The sequence below is a fragment of the Actinacidiphila epipremni genome, from assembly GCF_012034175.1.
Lineage (GTDB): Bacteria > Actinomycetota > Actinomycetes > Streptomycetales > Streptomycetaceae > Actinacidiphila > Actinacidiphila epipremni.
On the sequence record NZ_JAATEJ010000007.1, the window covers coordinates 94,266 to 120,731 of the forward strand.

The window sequence follows — 26,466 nt, forward strand, 5'->3', positions numbered from 1 at the left end:
GGCCCATGTTCCGCCGACTGTTCTGGTTCCTCACCGGTGCCGCCACCGGGGTGTGGGCCACCACGAAGGTCACCCGCGCGGTGCGCCGGCTCAGCCCCGACAGCCTCGCGGCGACCGCGGCGGACCGCGCGCTGGAGACCGGCGCGCGGATGCGGGCCTTCGCGCACGACGTACGGGCCGGCATGGCGCAGCGCGAGGGCGAGCTGCAGGACGCGCTGGGCCTGACCGGCGGCGACCCGGCGCGCCGCCCGCAACCGCTGGAACTGGAAGCGGACACCGACCTCCCGGCACCGCGCCGGGGCCTGACGTACAACGCGTACGACCGGAAGGACGAGAACTGATGGAGTCGGCAGAAATCCGCCGCCGCTGGCTGCGCTTCTTCGAGGAGCGCGGGCACACCGTTGTGCCGTCGGCGTCCCTCATCGCCGACGACCCCACGCTGCTGCTGGTCCCGGCGGGCATGGTCCCCTTCAAGCCGTACTTCCTCGGCGAGGTCAAGCCGCCCTTCGCGCGCGCCACCAGCGTGCAGAAGTGCGTGCGCACCCCCGACATCGAGGAGGTCGGCAAGACCACCCGGCACGGCACGTTCTTCCAGATGTGCGGCAACTTCTCCTTCGGCGACTACTTCAAGGAAGGCGCCATCCGCTACGCCTGGGAGCTGCTCACCTCGCCCCGGGACAGCGGCGGTTACGGCCTGGAGCCGGACAAGCTCTGGATCACCGTCTACGAGGGGGACGACGAGGCCGAGCGGATCTGGCGGGACGTCATCGGCGTGCCCGCCGAGCGCATCCAACGGCTCGGCAAGGGCCCCAACTTCTGGTCCATGGGCGTGCCCGGGCCGTGCGGCCCCTGCTCGGAGATCAACTACGACCGCGGCCCGGAGTTCGGCGCCGAGGGCGGCCCGGCCGTCAACGACGAGCGCTACGTGGAGATCTGGAACCTGGTCTTCATGCAGTACGAGCGCGGCGCCGGCGAGGGCAAGGAGGACTTCCCGATCCTCGGCGACCTGCCCGCCAAGAACATCGACACCGGCCTCGGCCTGGAACGCCTGGCGATGATCCTGCAGGGCGTGCAGAACATGTACGAGACCGACACCCTGCGCGTCGTGATCGACAAGGCCACCGAGCTGACCGGCGTCCGCTACGGGCAGGCCGACGCCTCGGACGTCTCGCTGCGGGTGGTCGCCGACCACATCCGCACCTCCGTGATGCTCATTGGCGACGGCGTCACCCCCGGCAACGAGGGCCGCGGCTACGTACTGCGCCGCATCATGCGCCGCGCCATCCGCAACATGCGCATGCTCGGCGCCCACGAGCCGGTCGTCGGCGAGCTGGTCGACGTGGTCATCCGCACCATGGGCGAGCAGTATCCGGAGCTGGTCACCGACCGGGGGCGCATCGAGACCGTCGCGCTCGCCGAGGAGGTCGCCTTCCTCAAGACGCTGAGGGCCGGCACCAACATCCTCGACACCGCCGTGACCGAGACCAAGGCCGCCGGCGGCAAGGTGCTGGCCGGCGACCAGGCGTTCCTGCTGCACGACACCTGGGGCTTCCCCATCGACCTCACCCTGGAGATGGCCGCCGAGCAGGGCCTGTCCGTGGACGAGGACGGCTTCCGCCGGCTGATGAAGGAGCAGCGCGACCGCGCCAAGGCCGACGCCCGCGCCAAGAAGACCGGCCACGCGGACCTGTCCGCCTACCGCGAGGTCGCCGACCGCACCGGCGGCACCCTGTTCACCGGCTACACCCTCGACGAGAACGAGGCCAGCGTCGTCGGCCTGCTCGTCGACGGCCTGCCGTCGCCGGCCGCGAGCGAGGGCGACGACGTCGAGGTGGTCCTCGACCGCACCCCCTTCTACGCCGAAGGCGGCGGCCAGCTCGCCGACACCGGCCGGATCCGGGTCGAGGGCGGCGCCGTCGTCGAGGTCCGCGACGTGCAGCAGCCGGTGCCCGGCGTCACCGTCCACAAGGGCGTCGTCCAGGTCGGCGAGGTCACCGTGGGCGCCACCGCGCACGCCCAGATCGACCTCACCCGCCGCCGCGCCATCGCCCGCGCCCACAGCGCCACCCACCTGACCCACCAGGCGCTGCGCGACGCCCTCGGCCCGACCGCCGCCCAGGCCGGCTCGGAGAACTCCCCGGGCCGCTTCCGCTTCGACTTCGGCTCGCCGACCGCCGTGCCCGGCACCGTGCTGACCGACGTCGAGCAGAAGATCAACGAGGTGCTCGCCCGCGAACTCGACGTCACCGCCGAGGTCCTGCCGATCGCCGAGGCCAAGCGGCAGGGCGCCATCGCCGAGTTCGGCGAGAAGTACGGCGAGCAGGTCCGGGTCGTCACCATCGGCGACTACTCCAAGGAGCTGTGCGGCGGCACGCACGTCCACAACACCGCCCAGCTGGGCCTGGTCAAGCTGCTCGGCGAGTCCTCCATCGGCTCCGGCGTGCGCCGCGTCGAGGCCCTGGTCGGCGTGGACGCGTACCACTTCCTGGCCCGCGAGCACACCGTCGTCGCCCAGCTCACCGAGCTGGTCAAGGGCCGGCCCGACGAGCTGCCCGAGCGGATCTCCGGCATGCTCGCCCGGCTCAAGGACGCCGAGAAGGAGATCGAGCGCTTCCGCGCCGAGAAGGTGCTCCAGGCCGCCGCGGGCCTCGCCGAGAGCGCCGAGGACGTCAAGGGCGTCGCCCTGGTGACGGGAACGGTCCCGGACGGCACCGGCGCCGACGACCTGCGCAAGCTGGTGCTGGACGTGCGGCAGCGCATCACCGGCGGCCGGCCGGCCGTCGTGGCGCTGTTCACCGTCGCGAACGGCCGCCCGCTGACCGTGATCGCCACCAACGAGGCCGCCCGTGAGCGCGGCGCCAAGGCCGGCGAGCTGGTGCGGACCGCCGCCAAGGCCCTCGGCGGCGGCGGCGGCGGCAAGGACGACGTCGCCCAGGGCGGCGGCCAGAACCCGGCCGCCGTGCCGGAGGCCGTCGAGGCCGTGCGCCGGCTCGTCGCCGAGAAGGCGTGAGCGTGCCGGACACCCGCGACGAGGGCGCCGAGCCGCCCCGGCCCGCCATGCGGCGTGGCCGCCGGCTCGGCGTCGACGTCGGCGACGCCAGGATCGGCGTCGCCTCCTGCGACCCGGACGGCATCCTGGCCACCCCCGTCGAGACGGTGCCGGGCCGCGACGTGCCGGCCGCGCTGCGCCGGCTGGCGCAGATCGTCGCCGAGTACGAGCCGATCGAGGTCGTCGTCGGCCTGCCCCGCTCCCTCAACGGGACCGAGGGGCCGGCCGCGGCCAAGGTGCGCGGCTTCGCGCAGGGTGTGGCCAAAGTCATCGCACCGGTGCCGGTACGGCTGGTGGACGAGCGGATGACCACCGTGACCGCCGCGCAGGGCCTGCGCGCGTCGGGCGTACGGGCCAAGAAGGGACGCTCCGTAGTCGACCAGGCGGCGGCCGTCATCATTCTGCAGAGCGCCCTGGAGGCCGAACGGCTGTCGGGTAAAGCTCCCGGGGAGGGCGTCCAATCCTCGGTCTGATCGCGATACGGTAACGTTCCGCGCGACACGGCGGCGCCTGATGGCGCCGCCCGTTTCGCAAGGTCGGCAGAACCGCCGCCGACCGCGTACCAAGGGGACCGATGACTGACTATGGCCGGGGCTCAGGCTCCGAACCGTGGCACCCGGACGACCCGCTCTTCGGCGACACGTACGACGCGAGCCAGGGTCAGGGCTACCAGCAGCCACAGCAGCCGCAGCAGCAGTACGGCGGCGAGTGGCAGGACCCGTACGCCACCGGCCAGCACCAGCAGCAGTACCCGCACCCGCACGGCACGGGCCAGTACCCGCAGCAGTACCCCCAGCAGGGCTACCCGCAGCACCCCCAGCAGCACACCGGCCAGTACCCGCAGCAGCAGGGCTATCCGCAGCAGGGCGGCTACGACGGCTACGACACCGGCTCGCACGGGACGTACGACACCGGCTCGCACCAGACCGGCGGCTACGGCGGCCAGGACCCGTACGGCGGCCACGCCCCGCAGGACCCCTACGCCACAGGACAGCACCAGCAGCAGGGCTACTACGGCCAGGGCGGCTACCCCCAGCAACCGCAGCAGCCCCAGCAGCCCCAGCACCAGACCGGCCAGTACCCGCAGCAGGGCGGCCGGCCGATGCCCGCCCCCGGGCAGGGCCAGGCGCCCGGCACCCGCCCGCGTACCGCCCCCGCCGCCCCGGCCGCTCCCACCGGCCCCTCCGCTCCCTCCACCGGTGATTGGGACGCCGACGACGAGGGCGACCCGCGCGAGCACGCCTTCTTCGCCGGCCGCGACGACGACGATGACGACGACGCCCCCGCCGCGCACGAGAGCTCCGGGCGCCGCTCCGGCCGCAGCCAGCAGGCCCCCCGCAAGCGCCGCAGCGGCTGCGCCTGCTTCGTGGTGGCCGCGGTGCTGCTCGGCGGCCTCGGCGGCGGTGTCTACTTCGGCTACGGCGTCTACCAGGACCACTTCGGCCCCGCCCCCGACTACTCCGGCCAGGGCACCGGCGCCACCGTCCAGGTCACCATCCCCAAGGGCGCGACCCTGACCATCATGGGCAACCTGCTCAAGGACGCCGGCGTGGTCAAGAGCGTCGAGGCCTTCACCACCGCCGCGAACAAGAACCCCAAGGGCCAGAGCATCCAGGCCGGCGTCTACGCGCTCAACAAGGAGATGTCCGCGGACGCCGCCGTCGCGATGATGCTCGACCCCAAGTCGCAGAACGCGATGATCATCGCCGAGGGCATGCGCGACAAGCAGATCTACGCCGCCATCGACGGCAAGCTCGGCCTCAAGGCCGGCACCACCGAGAACATCGCCAAGACGAAGTACAAGACGCTGGGCCTGCCCGACTGGGCCGTCAGCGGGCACAACGTCCTGGACCCGCTGGAGGGCTTCCTCTACCCGTCCCGCTACAGCGTCGCCAAGGGCATGAAGCCCGAGGACGTGCTCAAGCAGATGGTCGGCCAGGCCAACGAGGAGTTCGCGAAGTTCGACCTGGTGGCCGAGGCGAAGAAGCAGAACCTCACCGGGCCCTACCAGCTGCTCACCGTCGCCAGCCTCGTCCAGGCCGAGGGCAAGAGCGACGACGACTTCCGCAAGATGGCCAAGGTCATCTACGACCGGCTCAAGCCCGACAACAAGCAGCAGACCAACTTCAAGCTCCAGTTCGACTCGACGTACAACTACGTCAAGAACACCTCCCAGGAGAAGATCTCCACCAAGGAGATCTACTCGCTGGACAGCCCGTACAACACGTACACCAACAAGGGCCTGCCGCCCGGCCCGATCGGCAACCCCGGCGAGGTCGCGCTCAAGGCCGCAATGGACCCGGACCCGGGCGACTGGTACTTCTTCATCTCCAAGGACGGCAAGACCACGCAGTTCATGGAGACCTCCGCGCAGTTCGAGAAGGTCAAGAACGAGTGAACCCCACCGCACCACCGGCCGCCGCCCACCGGGCGGCCGTGCTCGGGGCGCCCATCGCGCACTCGCTCTCACCCGTGCTGCACCGCGCCGCCTACGCGGCGATGGGCCTGCCCGGCTGGAGCTACGACCGCTTCGAGGTGGACGAGGCCGCGCTGCCCGGCTTCCTGCACGGCCTGGACCGGGCCGCGTGGGCGGGGCTGTCGCTGACGATGCCGCTCAAGCGCGCGGTGATCCCGCTGCTCGACGACATCACGCCGACCGCCGCGTCCGTCGAGGCCGTCAACACCGTGGTCTTCGGCGCGGACGGCCGGCGCCGCGGCGACAACACCGACATCCCCGGGCTGCTCGCGGCGCTGCACGAACGCGGCATCACCACCGTGCCGTCGGCTGCCGTCCTCGGCGCCGGCGCCACCGCCTCCTCCGCGCTCGCCGCGCTCGCCCGGATCTGCACCGGCGAGGTGACGGCGTACGTCCGCGGGCCCGAGCGCGCCGCGCAGATGCGGCAGTGGGGCGAGCGCCTCGGCGTCGCCGTCCGCACCGCCGACTGGGCCGACGCGGGGCGCGCGCTGCACGAGCCGCTGGTGGTCGCCACCACCCCGGCCGGCGCCGCCGACCACCTCGCCGCCGCCGTCCCCGACCGGCCCGGCGCCCTCTTCGACGTCCTCTACCACCCCTGGCCGACGCCGCTGGCCGCCGCCTGGTCCGCCCGCGGCGGCCCGGTCCTCGGCGGCCTCGACCTGCTCGTGCACCAGGCCGTCCTGCAGATCGAGCAGTTCACCGGCCGCACCGGCGTCCCGCTGGCCGCGATGCGCGCGGCCGGCGAGGCGGCCCTCGCCGCCCGCTGACCGCGCGGCCCCGCGTCCGGGACCTGGACGGCGGTCCGGGCGCGGCGGGGAACGTGGGAGGATCGGGACCAGAGACGGCAGGCGTTTTCTTTAGGAGCACCGTTGAGCAGGTTGCGCTGGCTGACCGCGGGGGAGTCGCACGGACCCGCACTCGTGGCGACGCTGGAGGGGCTGCCCTCCGGGGTGCCGGTGACCACCGACCTGGTGGCCGACGCGCTCGCCCGGCGGCGGCTCGGCTACGGGCGCGGCGCGCGGATGAAGTTCGAGCGCGACGAGGTCACCTTCCTCGGCGGGGTGCGGCACGGACTGACCATGGGCAGCCCGGTCGCCATCATGGTCGGCAACACCGAGTGGCCCAAGTGGGAGCAGGTCATGGCCGCCGACCCGGTCGACCCCGACGTGCTCGCCGGCCTCGCCCGCAACGCCCCGCTGACCCGGCCCCGCCCCGGCCACGCCGACCTCGCCGGCATGCAGAAGTACGACCTGCCCGAGGCCCGTCCGGTGCTGGAGCGCGCCAGCGCCCGGGAGACCGCGGCCCGCGTCGCACTCGGCGCCGTCGCCCGCTCCTACCTCAAGGAGACCACCGGCATCGAGATCGTCTCCCACGTCGTCGAGCTCGCCGCGGCCAAGGCGCCCTACGGCGTGCTGCCGGTGCCCGCCGACCAGGCGCGGCTGGACGCCGACCCGGTTCGCTGCCTGGACGCCGCCGCGAGCGAGGCGATGGTCGAGGAGATCGACCAGGCCCACAAGGACGGCGACACCCTCGGCGGCGTCGTCGAGGTGCTGGCCTACGGGGTGCCGGTGGGCCTGGGCAGCCACGTCCACTGGGACCGCCGGCTCGACGCCCGGCTCGCCGGCGCGCTCATGGGCATCCAGGCGATCAAGGGCGTCGAGGTCGGCGACGGCTTTGACCTCGCCCGCGTCCCCGGCTCCCGGGCGCACGACGAGATCGTGCCCGGCCCGGACGGCATCCGCCGCGCCACCGGCCGCTCCGGCGGCACCGAGGGCGGCATGAGCACCGGCGAACTGCTGCGGGTGCGCGCCGCGATGAAGCCCATCGCGACCGTGCCGCGGGCGCTGGCCACCATCGACGTCAGCACCGGCGAGGTCGCGCAGGCCCACCACCAGCGCTCCGACGTGTGCGCGGTGCCGGCCGCCGGCATCGTCGCCGAGGCCATGGTCGCGCTCGTGCTCGCCGACGCCGTCGCCGAGAAGTTCGGCGGCGACTCGGTCGCCCAGACCCGCCGCAACGTCCAGGACTACCTCGACCACCTGGTGGTCCGGTGACCGCCCCGGCCGTGGTCCTGGTCGGCCCGCCCGGCGCGGGCAAGACCACCGTGGGCCGGATCCTCGCCGACCGGCTCGGCGTCGGCTACCGCGACACCGACGCCGACATCGAGGCGGGCGCCGGCAAGCCCATCCCGGACATCTTCATCGACCAGGGCGAACCGCACTTCCGCGCGCTGGAGCGGGCCGCCGTACGCGATGCGCTCGCCGGCCACGACGGGGTGCTCTCACTCGGCGGCGGCGCCGTCATGGACGACGGCACCCGCGCGCTGCTCGCCGGGATGCCGGTGGTCTTCCTGGAGGTCGGCCTGCATGCCGCCGTCCACCGGGTGGGCCTGGACGCGCCCCGCCCGCTGCTCGCCGTCAACCCGCGGCAGAGCTGGCGCGAGCTGATGGAGGCCCGCCGCCCGCTCTACACCGAGGTCGCCAGGGCCGTCGTCGGCACCGACGACCGCACCCCCGAGGACGTGGCCGACGCCATCCTCGACGCACTCCAGCTGAAGGACGCATGAGCGACACCCCCGCACCCGAGCAGACAGCCGCGCACGCCGCCGCACCGGCCGCCGACCCGGCCGCGCCCCCGGTCCGTATCGCCATCGCCGGCAGCGCCGGCACCGCGCCGTACGACGTGCTGATCGGCCGCCAGCTGCTCGGCGAACTGCCCGGGCTCATCGGCGAGAAGGCCAAGAGGGTCGCCGTGCTGCACCCCGAGGCGCTGGCCGGCACCGGTGAGGCGCTGCGCGAGGACCTGGCCGAGCAGGGCTACGAGGCCATCACCATCCAGCTGCCCAACGCCGAGGAGGCCAAGACCGCCGAGGTCGCCGCCTACTGCTGGAAGGCGCTGGGGCAGACCGGCTTCACCCGCACCGACGTCGTCGTCGGCGTCGGCGGCGGCGCCACCACCGACCTCGCCGGCTTCGTCGCGGCGACCTGGCTGCGCGGGGTGCGCTGGATCGCCGTGCCCACCACCGTGCTCGGCATGGTCGACGCGGCCGTCGGCGGCAAGACCGGCATCAACACCGCCGAGGGCAAGAACCTCGTCGGCGCCTTCCACCCGCCGGCCGGCGTGCTGTGCGACCTCGCCGCGCTGGACTCGCTGCCCGTCCACGACTACGTCAGCGGGCTCGCCGAGATCATCAAGGCCGGCTTCATCGCCGACCCGGCCATCCTCGACCTCATCGAGGCCGACCCGCAGGGCGCCCGCAGCCCCGGCTACCCGCACACCGCGGAACTGGTCGAGCGGGCGATCCGGGTCAAGGCCGAGGTGGTCTCCAGCGACCTCAAGGAGTCCGGGCTGCGGGAGATCCTCAACTACGGCCACACCCTCGGCCACGCGATCGAGAAGAACGAGCGCTACAGCTGGCGGCACGGCGCGGCCGTGTCCGTCGGCATGGTCTTCGCCGCCGAGCTCGGCCGGCTCGCCGGGCGGCTCGACGACGCCACCGCCGACCGGCACAAGGCGGTGCTCGGCGCGGTCGGGCTGCCGCTGACCTACCGCGGCGACCAGTGGCCGCGGCTGCTGGAGACCATGAAGGTCGACAAGAAGTCCCGCGGCGACCTGCTGCGCTTCATCGTCCTGGACGGGCTGGCCAAGCCCGCCGTCCTGGAGGGCCCCGACCCGGCCGTCCTGCTCGCCGCCTACGGGGAGGTCTCCGCGTGAGCCGCCGGGTGCTGGTCCTCAACGGCCCCAACCTCGGCCGGCTCGGCTCCCGCGAGCCCGACGTCTACGGCTCCACCTCCTACGGCGGCCTCGTCGACCAGTGCCAGAGCTTCGGCGCGAAGCTCGGCTTCGAGGTGGAGGTGCGCGAGACCAACGACGAGGGCGAGCTCATCGGCTGGCTCCACGAGGCCGCCGACGCCCGCACCCCGGTCGTCCTCAACCCCGGCGCCTTCACCCACTACTCCTACGGCCTGCGCGACGCGGCGGCGCAGCGCACCGCACCGCTGATCGAGGTCCACATCTCCAACCCGTACGCCCGTGAGGCCTTCCGCCACGAGTCGGTCGTCGCGCCGGTCGCCACCGGCACGATCGCCGGCTTCGGCCTCACCTCGTACCTCCTGGCCTTGCAGGCGATCGCCGAGGGCAGCAGCCAAGAGGACACAAGCTCCCGCTGAGCAGGCCCCGGGCAGGGTAGCGTTCCGTGTCAGCCCGCGCGGCAGGCGCGGGCGCGCAACCGGAGAAGATGGAGTCGGCCGACATGCAGCACGCTGTGGGGTCGCCGCAGCCCGGCGGGGGACCGACGCCCCCGGCCGCCGGCGTCACCGGGCACTTCCCGCTGCCGGCAGCCGCGCCGGTGCAGCGGGAGGCGCCGGACGGGGGCGGCTCGCTCGGCGGCGGCGTCCACGGCCCGGTCGCGGTCCTGCTCATCGGGGCCGCGGGCGCGGGCAAGACGACCATCGCCCGGCACTGGGCCGAGCACCGTACCGCCCCGACCGCCCACATCAGCCTGGACGACGTCCGCGAATGGGTGCGCTCGGGCTTCGCCGACCCCCAGGCGGGCTGGAACGAGCGCTCCGAGGCGCAGTACCGGCTGGCCCGCCGCACGTGCGGCTTCGCCGCCCGGAACTTCCTGGCCAACGGGGTGTCCTGCATCATCGACGACGCCGTCTTCCCCGACCGCCCCGCGGTCGGCCTCGGCGGCTGGAAGCGGCATGTGGGTCCCGGGCTGGTCCCGGTCGTGCTGCTGCCGGGCCTGGAGGTCGTGCTGACCCGCAACGCCGAGCGCACCGGCAACCGCCGGCTCTCGGACGAGGAGGTCGCCCGCATCCACGGCCGGATGGCCGGCTGGTACGGCTCGGGGCTGCCGATCATCGACAACTCCCAGCTCGATGTCGCCGCCGCCGCCGCGGCCCTGGACCGGGTGGTGCTGCGCAGCCTCCAGGGGCCCCCGACCTGGTAGCGGGCCGCGCCCCCGGCGGTCCCGGCCGGCTGCGCCTCCGACGGGCGGCGAAAAGAAGCGGCCCGGCGGATGTCGACTTAGGCTCGCCGCATGGCGGAGGTGCATGCGACCCGCAGGGACCGGCTGCGCGAGCGGTGCGCGGCGGCAGGCGTGGGTGCCGCGCTGGTCACGCGACCGGCGAACGTACGGTACCTGACCGGCTGCGCGCCGCCCGGCTCCGCGCTGCTGGTCGGGCCCGGGGGCGACGACATCCTGGTGCACCTGCGACCGCCGCCGGACGACGACGGCGGCCAGCGCGGCGGGGCGGGCCCGCAGACGGCGCCCGACGACCTGCGCTCCACCGTGCTCCCGGCGCCCGACGGCGACGCCGCGGTGGCGGCGGCGACCCTGGCGCGCGAGAGCCACGCCGGCTCGCTCGCCGTCGAGGAGCACCATCTGACCGTCGCCCGGCACCGCGCGATCCGCTCGGTCACCGACGGCATGCCCATGTCGGACCTCGGCGGGGCCGTGGAGCAGCTGCGGCTGGTCAAGGACGAGCACGAGATCGCGGCGCTGCGGATCGCCGCGGAGATCGCCGACCAGGCCCTCGGCGAGCTGCTGGAGTCGATCCTGGTCGGCCGCACCGAGCGGCACCTGGCGCTGGAGCTGGAGCGGCGGCTGGTCGACCACGGCGCCGACTGCGCCGCCTTCCCCACCTCGGTCGGCACCGGACCGCACTCGGGCACCGCCCGGCACATCCCCACCGACCGGCGGGTGGAGGAGGGCGACTTCCTCACCGTGCGGCTCGGCGCGTGCTACCGCGGCTACCGCTGCGAGGTGGGCCGCACCTTCGTGATCGGCACCGCGCCGGCCGGCTGGCAGATCGACCTGTACGATCTGGTCTTCAACGCCCAGCGGGCCGGCCGGGAGGCGCTGGCACCCGGGGTGGCCTGCCGGGACGTGGACGGGGCGACCCGCGGCCCGCTGCTGGCCGCCGGGCACGGCGAGGGCGTGGCACAGTGGTCGGGGCACGGGGTGGGCCTGGAAATCGACGAGGACCCTCAGTTGTCACCTGCGGCCATGGGTAAACTGGACGCTTGCGTGCCGGTCACCGTCGAGCCGGGGGTCCACCTTCCGGGCCGCGGCGGTGTCCGCATCGACGACACACTCGTCGTACGTCCCGTGGCGGACGGCGGGCCCGAGCTACTCACCATCACGACCAAGGAACTCCTCGCCCTGTGACGGGCGCGGCGGCTTCCGCGGTCCCCGAAGCAGCACATTCAGGAGATCCGCAACCGTGGCCACCACGAACGACCTCAAGAACGGCCTCGTGCTCAAGCTGGACGGCGGTCAGCTCTGGACCGTAGTCGAGTTCCAGCACGTCAAGCCCGGCAAGGGCCCCGCCTTCGTGCGCACGAAGCTGAAGCACGTGCTCTCCGGGAAGGTCGTCGACAAGACCTTCAACGCGGGCGTGAAGGTGGAGACCGCCAACGTCGACAAGCGCGGCATGCAGTTCTCCTACAAGGACGGCGCCGACTTCGTCTTCATGGACACCGAGACGTACGACCAGATCACCATCACCCCCGAGGTCGTCGGCGACGCCGCCAAGTACCTCCTGGAGGGCTTCGAGGCCGTCGTCGCGATGTACGAGGGCGCGCCGCTGTACGTCGAGCTGCCCGCGGCCGTCGAGCTGGTCATCGAGTACACCGAGCCCGGTGTGCAGGGCGACCGCTCCACCGGCGGCTCCAAGCCGGCCCGGCTGGAGACCGGCCACGAGATCGGTGTGCCGCTCTTCATCACCACGGGTGAGAAGGTCAAGGTCGACACCCGTACGGGCGACTACCTCGGCCGGGTGAACAGCTAACCGTGGCTGCCCGGAACCGGGCCCGCAAGCGGGCCTTCCAGATCCTCTTCGAGGCGGAGCAGCGGGGCGCCGACCCGGTGACCGTCATGGCGGACTGGATCCGGCTCGCCCGCACCGACGACCGGCAGCCGCAGGTCACCGAGTACACGACACAGCTGGTCGAGGGGTACGCGGCGCACGCCGAGCCGATCGACGAGCTGCTGTCGCGGCACTCGGTGGGCTGGTCGCTGGACCGGATGCCGGCCGTCGACCGCAATGTGCTGCGGCTCGGCGCGTACGAGCTGATCTGGGAGGACGACGTCCCGGACGCGGTCGTGCTGGACGAGGCGGTGGAGCTGGCCAAGGAGTTCTCCACCGACGAGTCGCCGTCCTTCGTCAACGGCCTGCTGGGCAAGCTCATGGAGCTCAAGCCCACCCTGCCGCGCTAGCGGACACAGCACCCCCCCGCAGGCGCTCCCGCAGGCCCCCGACCAGGCCCGACAGCAGAAGGTGAACAATATTCTGCTTCGGGCCTGGCGTATGCCACGGGCAGTGGCCTAGATTCCCGCGCATGGACGAAGCGGCGGGCAGCGGCGGCGACGACATGATCCTGGCCCACCTGGACCGGCTGCGGGCCGCCGACCTGCCGGTGCACGGCGGGCGCACCATGGCCTACGTCTACGACGCGGGGCTCGCCGGCCTCGACGAGCTGGCGGCCCGCGCGCACGCCGCCTTCGCGGGCGTCAACGGCCTGGACATGACGGCCTTCCCCAGCGTCGTGGCGCTGGAGAACGACATCGTCGGCCAGGCCGCCCGGCTGCTCGGCGGCGGCCCCGGCACCGCCGGCACCTTCACCAGCGGCGGCACCGAGAGCTGCCTGCTCGCGGTGCTCACCGCCCGCGGGCACGCCGCCCGCACCCGCGGCGTGGACGCGCCCGAGATCGTCCTGGCGCAGACCGCGCACCCCGCCTTCCACAAGGCCGCCGCCCTCTTCGGCCTCACCCCGGTCACCGTCCCCGTCGACCCCGCGACCTTCCGCCCCGACCCCGCCGACGTCGCCGCCGCGATCGGGCCGCGCACCGCGCTGGTCGTCGGCTCCGCGCCCTCGTACGCGCACGGCGTCATCGACCCGGTGGAGCAGATCGCGGCTGCCGCCGCCGAGCGCGGAGTGCTCTGCCACGTCGACGCCTGCATCGGCGGCTGGTACCTCGGCCACCGCCGGCTCGCCGACGGCATCTCCGCGCCGCCGCCCTTCGACCTGGCCGTGCCCGGCGTCACCTCGCTGTCGGTGGACCTGCACAAGTACGGCTACACGCCCAAGGGCGCGTCCGTGCTGCTCTTCCGGGACGCCGAGCTGCGCCGGCACGGCTGGTTCGCGCACCGCTCCTGGCCCGGCTACCCGGTCGTCAACGCCACCCTCCAGGGCACCAAGTCCGCGGGGCCGCTCGCCGCGGCGTGGGCGGTGCTGCAGAAGGTCGGCACGGCGGGTTACGTGGAGCTGGCGCGGCGGGTGCACGAGGCGACCGGCGCCCTCGTCGAGGGGATCGGCCGGATCGACGGCCTGCGGGTGCTGGGCCGCCCCGACGCCTCGCTGGTCGCGGTCGCCGCGGACGGCGAGGGCCTTGACCCCTTCGTGGTCGCCGACGAGATGCGGCTGCGCGGCTGGTACCTCCAGCCGCAGCCCGCGTACGGCCCGTCACCGGCGAACCTGCACCTGACGGTGACCGCGGCCGTCGCGGACCCGGCCCGTATCGCCGAACTGCTCACCGAACTCGCCGCCGCGGTGGCCCGCGCCCGCACCCTCGGCCCGGCGACCCCCGACCCGGCCATCGCCCAGGCCGCCGCGACCCTGGACCCGGCGACCCTCACCCCCGAGGAGGTCGCCTTCGCGCTGGAGGTCGCCGGCGTCGCCGCGGACGGCGTCCTGCCGCTGCGGATGGCGCCGGTGCTGGCCGTCCTCCAGGCGCTCCCCGCGCCGCTGACGGAACGCCTGCTGCCCGAGGTGATCTCCCGGCTCTACGCGCTGTGAGCGGGGCGGGGGCCACGGCGGCGGCGGTGCGGCGGCTACAGCGGTCGCGGCGGCAGCGGTGATGCGACGGCCACAGCGGCGGTGCGGCGGCTACGGCGGCAGCGGTGGTGCGACGGCCACGCGGCGGTGCAGCAGCAGCGGCGGTGCAGCGTGGGAAGTCCGATGCGGGAAATCCGATGCGGGGACGCCCTGGCGAGGGCTACGCTCACGCCTGGAATCGCGCGCCGGCTGCTGGCGGATGACAGAACGGCAGTGAGCGGCGCGCCCGTTGACGAACCGGGGGAGGGACGGCCATGCGCAGTCGCAGCGTCGCCGTCATCCCCGCGTCGCGGCACCGGGTGATCCTGGTGTCTCCGCGGCTCCGGCGCCGGCTGCGCGGCCGGCCCCGGACTCCCTGACGCACCTCGCCCGCCACCCCATACGCCGTCCCGCCGCACCGCGGCCAGATGCCGGGGGAGCGGTGCGCCCCGCGACGCCGGGGCACGGTGCGCCCGGGCAATCGCGCCCGCCCTTTCCCGGATCACCCGAAAGGCCCAGGGCCGTGCGCAGCACCCGCACCCGCGACCACCGGACGACCACCACCACCGCCAACCCGCTCGCCGACGTACGCAACCTCGGCATCCTCGCCCATGTGGACGCCGGCAAGACCACCGTCACCGAGCGGATCCTCTACCTCACCGGCGCCACCCACAAGCGCGGTGAGGTCCACGACGGCACCACCGTCACCGACTTTGACCCGCAGGAGCGCGACCGTGGCATCACCATCTTCGCCGCCTCCGTCAGCTGCGACTGGCGCGGCCACCGCGTCAACCTGATCGACACCCCGGGCCATGTCGACTTCGCCGACGAGGTCGAGCGCTCGCTGCGCGTCCTGGACGGCGCGGTCGCCGTCTTCGACGCCGTCGCCGGCGTGGAACCGCAGAGCGAGTCGGTGTGGCGGCAGGCCGACCGCTACGGCGTGCCGCGCATCGCGTTCGTCAACAAGCTGGACCGGGCCGGCGCCGACCTCGACACCGCGGCCGACTCCCTGCGCCGCAAGCTGCACACCGTGCCGCTCGTGGTGCAGCTGCCGATCGGGCGCGAGGACGGTTTCACCGGCGTGGTCGACCTGGTCGGCATGCGCGCCCTGACCTGGGCCGACGGCGACACGTACACCGAGACCGGGATTCCGGCCGAGCTGGCCGCCGAGGCCGCGCGGCGGCGCCGGCAGCTGGAGGAGGCCGCGGCGGAGCTGCACCCGGTCGCGCTGGAGGAATTCTGCGCCGGCCGGCCGCTGAGCCCCCAGGCGCTCACCGGCGTGCTGCGCGACCTCACCCGCGGCGGCGAGGCGGTGGTCGTGCTGTGCGGCTCGGCCTACCGCAACCGCGGCATCGAGCCGCTGCTCGACGCGGTGACGGCCTACCTGCCCTCGCCGCTGGACGTCCCGCCGGTACGGGGGCTGTCCGGCGACGAGCGGCCCGCCGACCCGGCGGCGCCCTTCGCGGGGCTGGTCTTCAAGGTCACCGCGACGGCCACCGGGCGGCTGACGTTCCTGCGCATCTACTCCGGGACCCTGCGGAAGGGGGACAGCATGCTGGACGCGACCTCGCGGCGCACCGAGCGCGCAGGGCGCATCCTGCGCGTGCAGGCCGACCGGCACGCCGAGGTCGAGCAGGCCGTCGCCGGCGACATCGTCGCCGTCGTCGGACCCAAGGCCGCCCGGCCCGGCGCCACGCTGTGCGCGCCCGGCGCCCCGCTGGTACTGGAGCCGCCGGCGGCGCCCGCGCCGGTCATCTCGGCCGCCGTCGAGCCGGCGCGCAGTGCCGACACCGAGCGGCTGGTCGCCGCGCTCACCCGGCTCACCGAGGAGGACCCCTCGCTGGGCCTGCGCACCGACCCGGAGACCGGGCAGCTGGTGCTCGCCGGCATGGGCGAGCTGCACCTGGAGGTCGCGGTGGAGAAGGTCCGCCGCGACCACGGCATCGAGGTGGCGGTCGGCCGCCCGCAGGTCGCGTACCGCGAGACCGTACGGCGCGGCGTCACCGGTTACGTCCACCGGCACGTCAAGCAGGACGGCGGCGCCGGGCAGTTCGCGCACGTCGTGATCGACGTGGCGCCCTACGAGGGAGAGGAGGAGTTCGTGTTCACGTCCGCCGTGACCGGGGGCCGGGTGCCGCGCGAGTACGCGGCGGCGGTGGGTCTCGGCTGCGCCGACGCGCTGCTGGAGGGACCGCTCGGCGGCCACCCCGTGACGGGCCTGCGGGTCACCCTCACCGATGGGGCGACGCACTCCAAGGACTCCTCGGAGCTCGCCTTCCGCATCGCCGGCCGGGATGCCCTGCGGGCGGCGCTGCGGGCCTGCGAGATGGTGCTGCTGGAGCCGGTGGCCGAGGTCACGGTCACCACCCCGGACGCCACGGTGGGCTCCGTGCTCGCCGACCTCGCCTCGCGGCGGGCCCGCGTCAGCGCGCAGCGCTCCCTCCCGGGCGCGACCGCCCTGACGGCGAGCGTCCCCCTGTCCGAGCTCTTCGGCTACGCCGGTACCCTCCGCAGCCGCACGCAAGGCCGCGCGACCTTCACGACGCGCTCCGCGGGTTACACCCCGACGTAGCCCCCGCGCCTGCGGCCCCCCCGCCCTCCCCTGCGGGGCTGCACCGCCGTCGGCGGCGACCCGCCGGTGGGAAACACCCCGCGCCTTGCGGCGCGGGGTGTTTCCCACCCGCACCACCCGTGCAGATAGGAGATCGGCTCTCCGTCCTCCCGTGGGGCTACATCGCCATCGGCGGCGAACCGCCCGTGCGGGTGGACGGTCGGCTTTTGCTCGCCCGCTGGGCAAGGCTGCCGGCGGAGGGGAGCCGTCCGGGTGGATGGGCGGCGGGGCGAGGTTGGTGTTGGCGGCGAGCCGTAGTCCCTCTGTGGGATGCACCACCGGGCGGGAAGTCGCCGTGCAGCACAAGGGGGACGATCCGGGGGTGCCCCCGCAGGAATGCGCTGGTAGGGGGGTGCCGGGGTGGTGGGAGGGGGAACGCGCATTCCGAGGAGGTGCCCCCGGAGTGGCCCCCGCCCCCACCGACCACCGCCGGCGAGGGGCGCGGGGAACTGCGCGACCAGCCCACCACCCCCGGAAGGTCCCACGACGACAGGACCACCCCCCCGGAGGGGCAGCGCGGCGGGACGTTTCTGCTCAGGCCCGGGCGTCAGCCCTCTTCGTGCTGGACCGCACGCCGTGCATCCGCGTCGAGCACACCCCAACCGATGAGCTGCTCCGTCAGAACGGACGGCGACTGATCGTAGATCACCGCGAGCGTGCGCAGATCGTCCTGCCGGATCGACAGCACCTTGCCGTTGTAGTCGCCCCGCTGGCTCTGGATCGTCGCGGCATACCGCTGCAACGGCCCCGCCTTCTCCGGCGGCACCTGCGACAGCCGCTCCAGGTCGAGAACGAGTTTCGGCGGCGGCTCCGCCGCACCACCAGGCGTCGAGCCCGGCAGCAGCTCCTGCACCGGCACGCCGTAGAAGTCGGCGAGTTCGGCCAGGCGCTGCACGGTCACGGCACGGTCGCCGCGCTCGTAGGAGCCCACGACCACTGCCTTCCAGCGGCCCTGGGACTTCTCCTCGACACCGTGCAGGGAGAGCCCCTGCTGGGTGCGGATGGCGCGGAGCTTCGCTCCGAGCTGTTTGGCGTAATCGCTGGACATATAGCTCCCCGGACGTAATCTCGGTGACTCACTGTGAGGTTACGCAGCGTAATCCACGCTCGTCAAGCCGAAAAGGTCCGACCGGTCCCTGACCTGCGCGGTCTACCCCTGACGACCTGCCCTACAGCGTGCCCAACGACCTGCCCTACAGCGTGCCCAACGACCTGTCCTGCGACGTGCCCCGAGACCCGCCCCGCGACGTCCGCAAAACGTCACCTGATACCGTGAGGAGGTACCCCCGACGTCCTTTAACGCCCGTCCCGTGAGGCGGGGAAGGAGGTCCCCGACCCATGGTCGACGACCGCACGACACCAGAACCAGCAGGCGCAGGACCGGCAGGCGCAGCAAAAGCAGCCGCACCAGGAGAAGCAAGCGCCCAGGACCGCCCCGTCCTGGAAGCCCCCGACATCGCCCGCGTCCTCACCCGCATCGCCCACGAGATCGTCGAACGCGCCAAGGGCGCCGACGACGTGGTGCTGCTCGGCATCCCCACCCGCGGCGTGTTCCTGGCCCGCCGGCTCGCCGGCAAGCTCGCCGGGATCACCGGCCGCGAGGCCGCCGTGGGCTCGCTGGACACCACCATGTACCGCGACGACCTGCGGATGCGCCCGCCGCGCGCGCTGGCCGCCACCGAGATCCCCGGCGACGGCATCGACGGCAAGCTCGTCGTCCTCGTCGACGACGTCCTCTTCTCCGGCCGCACCATCCGCGCCGCCCTCGACGCCCTCAACGACATCGGGCGCCCGCGCGCCGTGCAGCTCGCCGTCCTGGTCGACCGCGGCCACCGCGAGCTGCCGATCAGGGCCGACTACGTCGGCAAGAACCTCCCGACCTCGCAGCGCGAGACCGTACGGGTGCTGCTCACCGAGCAGGACGGACGCGACAGCGTCCTGCTCGGCCAGCGCGACCCCGGACCGCGCGACGGCACGGCAGCAGAGGCCTAGCGCCGCCCCGCGCAGGACCCCGCCGACGCGGGGGACCTGCGCCGCCGCATGCCCGAAGCCGCCCCGCCACGCCCCAGCACACCCGGAGAGACCCCGATGAAGCGCCACCTGATCTCGGCCGCCGACCTCACCCGCGACGACGCCCTGCTGATCCTCGACACCGCCGAGGAGATGGCCCGGGTCGCCGACCGGCCCATCAAGAAGCTCCCCACCCTGCGCGGACGCACCGTCGTCAACCTGTTCTTCGAGGACTCCACCCGCACCCGCATCTCCTTCGAGGCGGCGGCCAAGCGGCTGTCCGCCGACGTCATCAACTTCTCCGCCAAGGGCTCCTCGGTCTCCAAGGGCGAATCGCTCAAGGACACCGCGCTGACCCTGGAGGCGATGGGCGCCGACGCCGTCGTGCTGCGCCACCACTCCTCCGGCGCCCCGCACCGGCTCGCCACGTCCGACTGGATCAGCGCCTCGGTCCTCAACGCCGGCGACGGCACCCACGAGCACCCCACGCAGGCGCTGCTGGACGCCTTCACGATGCGCCGCCACCTGTCGGGCGTCGGACGCGACCTGGAGGGCCGGCACGTCACGATCGTCGGCGACATCCTGCACAGCCGGGTCGCCCGCTCCAACGTCCTGCTGCTGACCACGCTCGGCGCCCGCGTCACCCTGGTCGCCCCGCCCACCCTGCTGCCGATCGGCGTCGGGCAGTGGCCGTGCGAGGTGTCGTACGACCTCGACGCGGTGCTCAAGACCAGCGACGCGGTGATGATGCTGCGGGTGCAGCGGGAGCGGATGAACGCCGCCTACTTCCCCACCGAGCGCGAGTACGCCCGCCGCTACGGCCTGGACGGGCTGCGGATGGCGGCGCTGCCCGAGCACGCCGTCGTCATGCACCCCGGGCCGATGAACCGCGGCATGGAGATCACCGCCGAGGTCGCCGACTCGCCGCGCTGCACCGCCGTCGAGCAGGTCGCCAACGGCGTCAGCACCCGTATGGCGGTGCTCTACCTGCTGCTCGGCGGGTCCGAGCCGGCCCTGAGCACCCCCGCAGAAGTCCCCGCCGCCGACACCGCGGGCGCCGCCCGCCCCGAGGAGAGCAAGTGACCATGAGCGACACCACCCTGATCCGCGGCGCACGGATCCTCGGCGGCCCGGCGCAGGACGTGACGATCGACGGCGGCACCGTGACCGCGGTCGGCGGGGGCCTGGAGGCCCCGCGGGGGGCCACGGTGATCGAGGCGGCGGGCCATGTGCTGCTGCCCGGCCTGGTCGACCTGCACACCCATCTGCGCGAGCCCGGCCGCGAGGACTCCGAGACCGTGCTGACCGGCACCCGCGCCGCCGCGGCGGGCGGCTACACCGCCGTGCACGCCATGGCCAACACCTTCCCCGTCGCCGACACCGCCGGCGTCGTCGAGCAGGTGTGGCGGCTGGGCAAGGAGTCCGGCTACTGCGACGTCCAGCCGGTCGGCGCGGTCACCGTGGGCCTGGAGGGCAAGCAGCTCGCCGAGCTCGGCGCGATGGCCGACTCCGCCGCGCAGGTGCGGGTCTTCTCCGACGACGGCAAGTGCGTGGACGACGCCGTCATCATGCGCAGGGCGCTGGAGTACGTGAAGGCCTTCGACGGCGTCGTCGCCCAGCACGCGCAGGAGCCGCGGCTGACCGAGGGCGCCCAGATGAACGAGGGCGCCGTCTCCGGCGAGCTGGGCCTGACCGGCTGGCCCGCGGTCGCCGAGGAGTCGATCATCGCCCGTGACGTGCTGCTCGCCGCGCACGTCGGCTCCCGGGTGCACATCTGCCACCTGTCGACGGCCGGCTCGGTGGAGATCGTCCGCTGGGCGAAGTCCAAGGGCTGGGCGGTCACCGCCGAGGTCACCCCGCACCACCTGCTGCTGACCGACGAGCTGGTGCGCTCGTACGACCCGGTCTACAAGGTCAACCCGCCGCTGCGCACCGAGGCCGACGTGCTGGCGCTGCGCGAGGCGCTGGCCGACGGCACCATCGACTGCGTCGCCACCGACCACGCGCCCCACCCGCACGAGGACAAGGACTGCGAGTGGGCCGCGGCGGCCATGGGCATGGTCGGCCTGGAGACCGCGCTGTCGGTGGTGCAGCACACCATGGTCGACACCGGCCTGCTGGACTGGACCGGCGTCGCCGACCGGATGTCCGCCCGTCCCGCCGCGATCGGCCGGCTCGCCGGCCACGGCCGCCCCGTCGCCCCCGGCGAGCCCGCGAACCTGGTGCTGCTCGATCCCGCATACCGTGGGACCGTCAACCCCGCGGGGTTCGCCTCCCGCAGCCGCAACACCCCCTACGCGGGCCGCGAGCTGCCGGGCCGCGTCGTCGCCACCTTCCTGCGGGGCCGCGCGACGGTCATGGACGGGAAGCTCGTATGACGCACCTCACCGCACGGTTCAGCGCCGCGCTGGCCGCCGGGCCGGCCGAGGGGAAGCACTCGGCGCACGTCACCCACTGGGGTGACCGGATCGGCTGGATCGTGGGCCTGCTGCTGTTCGTCACCCTGGTCTACTGGCTGATGCGGCAGGGCTGGCAGTGGCGCCGCACCCTCCAGGGCGGCCTGCCTGCCCTCCCGCAGGCCCCCGAGACCCCCGGCGAGCCGCTGCTCAGCGCCGAGGGCCGCTACCACGGCAGCACCACCGCCGGGCAGTGGCTGGACCGCATCGTCGCGCACGGCCTGGGCGTACGCAGCCGCGCCGCCCTCACCCTCACCGCGCAGGGCCTGGACGTGCGGCGCACCGGCGCCCCCGGCTTCTTCGTCCCCGTCGCCGCGCTGCGCGGCGCCCGGCTGGACAAGGGCATCGCCGGCAAGGTCCTCACCGAGGGCGGCCTGCTGGTCGTCACCTGGGAGCACGGCGGCACCCTGCTCGACTCCGGATTCCGCTTCGACCACGCCGCCGAGCACCCGGCGTGGGTGGCCCGGATCGACGAGCTCAGTGGCGACAGCGTCGTCGCCTTCACGGACACCAAGCCGGCCACCGAGCCGGCCGGCACGCCGGACACCCGGCAGCACGAGAAGGAAGGCGCGAAATGACGACCTCCACCCGGGCGGACCGCACGCCCGCCGTCCTCGTCCTGGAGGACGGCCGCACCTTCCGCGGCCGTGCCTACGGCGCGGTGGGGGAGACCTTCGGCGAGGCCGTGTTCTCCACCGGGATGACCGGCTACCAGGAGACCCTCACCGACCCCTCCTACCACCGCCAGGTGGTCGTCATGACCGCCCCGCACGTCGGCAACACCGGCGTCAACGACGAGGACCCGGAGTCCCGCCGCATCTGGGTGGCCGGCTACGTCGTGCGCGACCCGGCCCGTATGCCGTCCAACTGGCGCTCGCGCCGCTCCCTCGACGAGGAGCTGGCCGCGCAGGGCGTGGTCGGCATCAGCGGCATCGACACCCGCGCCCTGACCCGGCACCTGCGCGAACGCGGCGCGATGCGGGTCGGCATCTTCTCCGGCCCCGCCGCCGGCGCCGACGACGACACCCTGCTCGCGAAGGTCCGCCGGGCGCCCGAGATGGCCGGCGCCGACCTCGCCGGCGAGGTCGCCACCGAGCAGCCGTACGTCGTCCCGGCCCTCGGCGGCAAGCGCTTCACCGTCGCCGCCCTCGACCTCGGCATCAAGGGCATGACCCCGCACCGCATGGCCCAGCGCGGCATCGAGGTGCACGTGCTGCCCGCGAGCGCCACCGCCGAGGACGTCTACGCCCTCGCCCCCGACGGGGTGTTCCTGTCCAACGGCCCCGGCGACCCCGCCACCGCCGACCTCACCGTCATCCAGGAGGTGCTGGGCCGCGGCACCCCGCTGTTCGGCATCTGCTTCGGCAACCAGCTCCTCGGCCGCGCCCTCGGCTTCGGCACCTACAAGCTCAAGTACGGCCACCGCGGCATCAACCAGCCGGTGCAGGACCGCGCCACCGGCAAGGTCGAGGTCACCGCGCACAACCACGGCTTCGCCGTGGACGCCCCGCTCGACGAGGTCAGCGACACCCCCTTCGGCCGCGCCGAGGTCAGCCATGTGTGCCTCAACGACAACGTCGTGGAGGGCCTGCGGCTGCTGGACCGCCCCGCCTTCAGCGTGCAGTACCACCCCGAGGCCGCCGCCGGCCCGCACGACGCCGCGTACCTGTTCGACCGCTTCACTTCGCTCATGGAGGCCCAGCGTGCCTAAGCGCACCGACATCCGGTCCGTTCTGGTCATCGGCTCGGGTCCGATCGTCATCGGCCAGGCCGCCGAGTTCGACTACTCCGGCACCCAGGCCTGCCGCGTCCTGAAGGCCGAGGGCCTGCGGGTGATCCTGGTCAACTCCAACCCCGCCACGATCATGACCGACCCGGAGATCGCCGACGCCACGTACGTCGAGCCGATCACCCCGGAATACGTCGAGAAGATCATCGCCAAGGAGCGCCCCGACGCCCTGCTGCCCACCCTCGGCGGCCAGACCGCGCTCAACACCGCGATCGCGCTGCACGACAACGGCACCCTGACCGAATACGGCGTCGAGCTCATCGGCGCCAACGTCGAGGCCATCCACAAGGGCGAGGACCGCGACCAGTTCAAGGGCGTCGTCGAGGCCGTCCGCGGCAAGATCGGGCACGGCGAGTCCGCCCGCTCGGTCATCTGCCACACCATGGACGACGTGCTCGCCGGCGTCGGCGCCCTCGGCGGCTATCCCGTCGTCGTCCGCCCCTCCTTCACCATGGGCGGCGCCGGCTCCGGCTTCGCCCACGACGAGGACGAACTGCGCCGCATCGCCGGCCAGGGCCTGGCCCTCTCGCCCACCACCGAGGTGCTGCTGGAGGAGTCCATCCTGGGCTGGAAGGAGTACGAGCTGGAGCTGATGCGCGACAAGCACGACAACGTCGTGGTCGTCTGCTCCATCGAGAACTTTGACCCCATGGGCGTGCACACCGGCGACTCCATCACCGTCGCGCCCGCGATGACCCTCACCGACCGCGAGTACCAGATCCTCCGCGACATCGGCATCGCCGTGATCCGCGAGGTCGGCGTGGACACCGGCGGCTGCAACATCCAGTTCGCCGTCAACCCCGAGGACGGCCGGGTCATCGTCATCGAGATGAACCCCCGGGTCTCCCGCTCCTCGGCGCTGGCCTCCAAGGCCACCGGCTTCCCGATCGCCAAGATCGCCGCCCGGCTCGCCGTCGGCTACACCCTCGACGAGATCCCCAACGACATCACCGAGAAGACCCCGGCGTCCTTCGAGCCCACCCTCGACTACGTCGTGGTCAAGGTGCCGCGCTTCGCCTTCGAGAAGTTCCCGGCCGCCGACCCGACGCTCACCACCACCATGAAGTCCGTCGGCGAGGCCATGGCCATCGGCCGCAACTTCACCGAGGCGCTCAACAAGGCGCTGCGCTCGCTGGAGAAGAAGGGCTCGCAGTTCGACTTCACCACCGACACCGCCGCCCTCGGCGCCAAGGACGACCTGCTGGCCCGCGCCGCCGTGCCCACCGACGGCCGGATCAACACCGTCATGGCCGCCATCCGGGCCGGCGCCACCCCCGCGGAGGTCTTCACCGCCACCCGCATCGACCCGTGGTTCGTCGACCAGCTCTTCCTCATCCACGAGTACGCCCTCGAACTCGCCGCCGCCGACCGCCTCGACCCCGCACTGCTCGCCGAGGCCAAGCGGCACGGCTTCTCCGACGCGCAGATCGCCGGCATCCGGGGCCTGCGCGAGGACGTCGTCCGCGAGGTCCGGCACGCGCTGGGCATCCGCCCGGTCTACAAGACCGTCGACACCTGCGCCGCCGAGTTCGCCGCCGCCACCCCGTACTTCTACTCCTCCTACGACGAGGAGAGCGAGGTCGCGCCGCGCACCAGGCCGGCGGTGATCATCCTCGGCTCCGGGCCCAACCGCATCGGCCAGGGCATCGAGTTCGACTACTCGTGCGTGCACGCCTCCTTCGCGCTGCACGACGCCGGGTACGAGACGGTGATGGTCAACTGCAACCCCGAGACCGTCTCCACCGACTACGACACCTCCGACCGGCTCTACTTCGAGCCGCTCACCCTGGAGGACGTGCTGGAGATCGTGCACGCCGAGCAGCAGGCGGGCCCGGTCGCCGGGGTCGTCGTGCAGCTCGGCGGCCAGACCCCGCTGGGACTGGCGCAGGCCCTCAAGGACAACGGCGTGCCCGTCGTCGGCACCTCGCCCGAGGCCATCCACCTCGCCGAGGACCGCGGCGCCTTCGGCCGGGTCCTGGCCGAGGCGGGCCTGCCCGCGCCCAAGCACGGCACCGCGACCTCCTTCCCCGGCGCCAAGGCCATCGCCGACGAGATCGGCTACCCGGTCCTGGTCCGGCCCAGCTACGTGCTCGGCGGGCGCGGCATGGAGATCGTCTACGACGAGACGCGGCTGGCGGCGTACATCGCGGAGTCCACCGAGATCGGCCCGGACCGCCCGGTCCTCGTCGACCGCTTCCTCGACGACGCCATCGAGATCGACGTCGACGCGCTCTTCGACGGCCAGGAGCTCTACCTCGGCGGCGTCATGGAGCACATCGAGGAGGCCGGCATCCACTCCGGCGACTCCGCGTGCGCACTGCCCCCCATCACGCTGGGCGGCCACGACATCAAGCGGCTGCGGGCCTCCACCGAGGCCATCGCCCGCGGTGTCGGGGTGCGCGGCCTGATCAACATCCAGTTCGCGCTCGCCGGCGACATCCTCTACGTCCTGGAGGCCAACCCGCGCGCCTCCCGTACCGTCCCCTTCACCTCCAAGGCCACCGCGGTCCCGCTCGCCAAGGCCGCCGCCCGGATCTCGCTCGGCGCGACGGTCGCCGAACTGCGCGCCGAGGGGCTGCTGCCGGTCTCCGGGGACGGCGGCACGCTGCCGCTGGACGCGCCGATCTCGGTCAAGGAGGCCGTGCTGCCCTGGAGCCGCTTCCGCGACGTGCAGGGCCGCGGCGTCGACACCATCCTCGGCCCGGAGATGCGCTCCACCGGCGAGGTCATGGGCATCGACGCGGTCTTCGGCACCGCCTACGCCAAGTCGCAGGCCGGCGCGTACGGGGCGCTGCCCAGCAAGGGCCGCGCCTTCGTCTCGGTCGCCAACCGCGACAAGCGCGCCCTGATCTTCCCGGCGCGGGCGCTGATCGACCACGGCTTCGAGCTGCTGGCCACCTCCGGCACCGCCGAGGTGCTGCGCCGCAACGGCATCCCGGCGCGGGTGGTGCGCAAGCAGAGCGAGGGCGTCGGCCCCGAGGGCGAGCCCACCGTCGTCACCCTCATCCACGAGGGAGAGATCGACCTCATCGTCAACACCCCGTTCGGCACCGGCGGCCGGCTGGACGGCTACGACATCCGTACCGCGGCGGTCGCCCGCGGCATCCCGTGCCTGACCACCGTCCAGGCCCTGGCCGCCGCCGTCCAGGGCATCGACGCGCTCGGCCGCGGCGACATCGGGGTGAGCTCCCTGCAGGAGCACGCCGCCCGGCTCGCCGAGAGCCGGGGCTGAGGGCGCCGGGGCACGGCGGG

At 73.5% G+C, this 26,466-nt stretch carries 22 protein-coding genes; 21 read left to right on the forward strand and 1 reads right to left on the reverse strand.

The window, feature by feature from the left end; genetic code table 11:
• Window positions 1-5 precede the first annotated feature (5 nt).
• The 15 genes from HCN08_RS11880 (at window position 6) to fusA (ending at window position 16,920) form a co-directional block, all read left to right on the forward strand.
• Entirely contained in the window at window positions 6-341 is a 336-nt protein-coding gene (locus tag HCN08_RS11880) for a DUF6167 family protein (protein WP_167982960.1), read from the forward strand.
• Complete coding sequence (gene alaS, locus HCN08_RS11885) at window positions 341-3,010, forward strand: alanine--tRNA ligase (protein WP_167982961.1); 2,670 nt, start codon at window positions 341-343, stop codon at window positions 3,008-3,010. The genes HCN08_RS11880 and alaS overlap by 1 nt, the downstream gene beginning before the upstream one ends.
• Before the next feature lie 47 nt (window positions 3,011-3,057).
• A complete protein-coding gene (ruvX, locus tag HCN08_RS11890; RefSeq protein ID WP_167983104.1) occupies window positions 3,058-3,522 on the forward strand; it encodes a Holliday junction resolvase RuvX in 465 nt (154 codons plus the stop codon).
• A 101-nt stretch (window positions 3,523-3,623) separates the two neighbouring features.
• Window positions 3,624-5,447 (forward strand): endolytic transglycosylase MltG, encoded by a 1,824-nt coding sequence (gene mltG, locus HCN08_RS11895; protein WP_167982962.1) that lies wholly within the window; start codon window positions 3,624-3,626, stop codon window positions 5,445-5,447.
• Window positions 5,444-6,292 carry a shikimate dehydrogenase gene (locus tag HCN08_RS11900; protein WP_167982963.1) on the forward strand — a complete coding sequence of 283 codons (849 nt, stop codon included), beginning with the start codon at window positions 5,444-5,446 and terminating at the stop codon, window positions 6,290-6,292. Before mltG ends, HCN08_RS11900 begins: the two co-directional genes overlap by 4 nt.
• A 102-nt stretch (window positions 6,293-6,394) precedes the next feature.
• The gene (aroC, locus tag HCN08_RS11905; RefSeq protein ID WP_167982964.1) at window positions 6,395-7,579 is read left to right on the forward strand and encodes a chorismate synthase; all 1,185 of its coding nucleotides are present in this window, start codon (window positions 6,395-6,397) and stop codon (window positions 7,577-7,579) included.
• Window positions 7,576-8,091 carry a shikimate kinase gene (locus HCN08_RS11910; RefSeq protein ID WP_167982965.1) on the forward strand — a complete coding sequence of 172 codons (516 nt, stop codon included), beginning with the start codon at window positions 7,576-7,578 and terminating at the stop codon, window positions 8,089-8,091. The genes aroC and HCN08_RS11910 overlap by 4 nt, the downstream gene beginning before the upstream one ends.
• Window positions 8,088-9,239, forward strand: a complete 1,152-nt coding sequence (gene aroB, locus HCN08_RS11915; RefSeq protein WP_240970015.1) for a 3-dehydroquinate synthase — start codon at window positions 8,088-8,090, stop codon at window positions 9,237-9,239. Before HCN08_RS11910 ends, aroB begins: the two co-directional genes overlap by 4 nt.
• Window positions 9,236-9,694 (forward strand): type II 3-dehydroquinate dehydratase, encoded by a 459-nt coding sequence (aroQ, locus tag HCN08_RS11920; protein ID WP_167982966.1) that lies wholly within the window; start codon window positions 9,236-9,238, stop codon window positions 9,692-9,694. Before aroB ends, aroQ begins: the two co-directional genes overlap by 4 nt.
• 83 nt (window positions 9,695-9,777) lie before the next feature.
• Window positions 9,778-10,479 carry an AAA family ATPase gene (locus tag HCN08_RS11925; protein WP_167982967.1) on the forward strand — a complete coding sequence of 234 codons (702 nt, stop codon included), beginning with the start codon at window positions 9,778-9,780 and terminating at the stop codon, window positions 10,477-10,479.
• Window positions 10,480-10,569: 90 nt separating this feature from the next.
• Window positions 10,570-11,700: a M24 family metallopeptidase gene (locus HCN08_RS11930; RefSeq protein WP_167982968.1), complete on the forward strand. Its 1,131-nt coding sequence runs from the start codon at window positions 10,570-10,572 to the stop codon at window positions 11,698-11,700.
• Window positions 11,701-11,755: 55 nt separating this feature from the next.
• Entirely contained in the window at window positions 11,756-12,322 is a 567-nt protein-coding gene (efp, locus tag HCN08_RS11935) for an elongation factor P (protein ID WP_167982969.1), read from the forward strand.
• Window positions 12,323-12,324: 2 nt separating this feature from the next.
• On the forward strand, window positions 12,325-12,750 hold the full coding sequence (gene nusB / locus HCN08_RS11940) for a transcription antitermination factor NusB (RefSeq protein ID WP_167982970.1): 426 nt from the start codon (window positions 12,325-12,327) through the stop codon (window positions 12,748-12,750).
• A gap of 122 nt (window positions 12,751-12,872) precedes the next feature.
• Entirely contained in the window at window positions 12,873-14,330 is a 1,458-nt protein-coding gene (locus tag HCN08_RS11945; protein ID WP_167982971.1) for a pyridoxal phosphate-dependent decarboxylase family protein, read from the forward strand.
• 541 nt (window positions 14,331-14,871) lie between these two features.
• Window positions 14,872-16,920: an elongation factor G gene (gene fusA / locus HCN08_RS11950; protein WP_167982972.1), complete on the forward strand. Its 2,049-nt coding sequence runs from the start codon at window positions 14,872-14,874 to the stop codon at window positions 16,918-16,920.
• A gap of 586 nt (window positions 16,921-17,506) precedes the next feature.
• Here the strand turns inward: fusA and bldD are convergent.
• Complete coding sequence (gene bldD / locus HCN08_RS11955; protein ID WP_031515395.1) at window positions 17,507-18,007, reverse strand: transcriptional regulator BldD; 501 nt, start codon at window positions 18,005-18,007, stop codon at window positions 17,507-17,509.
• A 290-nt stretch (window positions 18,008-18,297) separates the two neighbouring features.
• Between bldD and pyrR the strand changes: the two genes are divergently transcribed.
• The 6 genes from pyrR (at window position 18,298) to carB (ending at window position 26,446) form a co-directional block, all read left to right on the forward strand.
• Window positions 18,298-18,951 carry a bifunctional pyr operon transcriptional regulator/uracil phosphoribosyltransferase PyrR gene (pyrR, locus tag HCN08_RS11960; RefSeq protein ID WP_167982973.1) on the forward strand — a complete coding sequence of 218 codons (654 nt, stop codon included), beginning with the start codon at window positions 18,298-18,300 and terminating at the stop codon, window positions 18,949-18,951.
• A gap of 96 nt (window positions 18,952-19,047) precedes the next feature.
• Window positions 19,048-20,052 (forward strand): aspartate carbamoyltransferase catalytic subunit, encoded by a 1,005-nt coding sequence (locus HCN08_RS11965; RefSeq protein ID WP_167982974.1) that lies wholly within the window; start codon window positions 19,048-19,050, stop codon window positions 20,050-20,052.
• 2 nt (window positions 20,053-20,054) lie between these two features.
• Window positions 20,055-21,347 (forward strand): dihydroorotase, encoded by a 1,293-nt coding sequence (locus HCN08_RS11970; RefSeq protein WP_167982975.1) that lies wholly within the window; start codon window positions 20,055-20,057, stop codon window positions 21,345-21,347.
• Window positions 21,344-22,003: a PH-like domain-containing protein gene (locus tag HCN08_RS11975; RefSeq protein ID WP_167982976.1), complete on the forward strand. Its 660-nt coding sequence runs from the start codon at window positions 21,344-21,346 to the stop codon at window positions 22,001-22,003. Before HCN08_RS11970 ends, HCN08_RS11975 begins: the two co-directional genes overlap by 4 nt.
• Window positions 22,000-23,136, forward strand: coding sequence for a glutamine-hydrolyzing carbamoyl-phosphate synthase small subunit (carA, locus tag HCN08_RS11980; protein WP_167982977.1), 1,137 nt, complete (start codon window positions 22,000-22,002; stop codon window positions 23,134-23,136). Before HCN08_RS11975 ends, carA begins: the two co-directional genes overlap by 4 nt.
• Window positions 23,129-26,446: a carbamoyl-phosphate synthase large subunit gene (gene carB, locus HCN08_RS11985; RefSeq protein WP_167982978.1), complete on the forward strand. Its 3,318-nt coding sequence runs from the start codon at window positions 23,129-23,131 to the stop codon at window positions 26,444-26,446. The genes carA and carB overlap by 8 nt, the downstream gene beginning before the upstream one ends.
• Window positions 26,447-26,466 lie beyond the last annotated feature (20 nt).

Excerpts from the sequence above, each read along its gene's own strand:
- aroB (WP_240970015.1), top strand. The coding sequence starts at position 8,088 with ATGAGCGACACCCCCGCACCCGAGCAGACAGCCGCGCACGCCGCCGCA.
- carA (WP_167982977.1), top strand. The coding sequence starts at position 22,000 with ATGACGACCTCCACCCGGGCGGACCGCACGCCCGCCGTCCTCGTCCTG.
- HCN08_RS11965 (WP_167982974.1), top strand. The coding sequence starts at position 19,048 with ATGAAGCGCCACCTGATCTCGGCCGCCGACCTCACCCGCGACGACGCC.
- HCN08_RS11880 (WP_167982960.1), top strand. The coding sequence starts at position 6 with ATGTTCCGCCGACTGTTCTGGTTCCTCACCGGTGCCGCCACCGGGGTG.
- HCN08_RS11945 (WP_167982971.1), top strand. The coding sequence starts at position 12,873 with ATGGACGAAGCGGCGGGCAGCGGCGGCGACGACATGATCCTGGCCCAC.
- alaS (WP_167982961.1), top strand. The coding sequence starts at position 341 with ATGGAGTCGGCAGAAATCCGCCGCCGCTGGCTGCGCTTCTTCGAGGAG.
- ruvX (WP_167983104.1), top strand. The coding sequence starts at position 3,058 with ATGCGGCGTGGCCGCCGGCTCGGCGTCGACGTCGGCGACGCCAGGATC.
- mltG (WP_167982962.1), top strand. The coding sequence starts at position 3,624 with ATGACTGACTATGGCCGGGGCTCAGGCTCCGAACCGTGGCACCCGGAC.
- HCN08_RS11975 (WP_167982976.1), top strand. The coding sequence starts at position 21,344 with ATGACGCACCTCACCGCACGGTTCAGCGCCGCGCTGGCCGCCGGGCCG.
- bldD (WP_031515395.1), bottom strand. The coding sequence starts at position 18,007 with ATGTCCAGCGATTACGCCAAACAGCTCGGAGCGAAGCTCCGCGCCATC.
- pyrR (WP_167982973.1), top strand. The coding sequence starts at position 18,298 with ATGGTCGACGACCGCACGACACCAGAACCAGCAGGCGCAGGACCGGCA.
- HCN08_RS11970 (WP_167982975.1), top strand. The coding sequence starts at position 20,055 with ATGAGCGACACCACCCTGATCCGCGGCGCACGGATCCTCGGCGGCCCG.
- HCN08_RS11930 (WP_167982968.1), top strand. The coding sequence starts at position 10,570 with ATGGCGGAGGTGCATGCGACCCGCAGGGACCGGCTGCGCGAGCGGTGC.
- HCN08_RS11925 (WP_167982967.1), top strand. The coding sequence starts at position 9,778 with ATGCAGCACGCTGTGGGGTCGCCGCAGCCCGGCGGGGGACCGACGCCC.